Below are 237 nucleotides of genomic sequence, written 5' to 3' on the forward strand. Positions count from 1 at the left end.
CAGCTTGCCGAACTGGCGCGGGCTCAGCCCGGTGAACGGGGCTATCCAGGAGGGCTCCGACGCCGTGATCACACCAGACACAGCAAGATCATCTCACCCGTGACCAACAGTTACGGGACAGCCCTTACGAGCTCGTGCACGGTAGGCGGTGAGGCGTCGAGTTCCCGATCGTCGATCATGGTCGTGTGGTGGGGAATGTGTCTCGTGCAGCGATCATCAGCGACCGGAGGATCACGG

1 pseudogene is annotated in these 237 nt (G+C 62.4%); it reads right to left on the reverse strand.

Annotated elements, in window-relative coordinates:
• Positions 1–81: pseudogene (locus MTQ10_RS31185) on the reverse strand (IS5/IS1182 family transposase); the annotation flags it as partial.
• Positions 82–237 lie beyond the last annotated feature (156 nt).

Source organism: Streptomyces sp. XM83C, from assembly GCF_023072675.1.
Lineage (GTDB): Bacteria > Actinomycetota > Actinomycetes > Streptomycetales > Streptomycetaceae > Streptomyces > Streptomyces thermocoprophilus.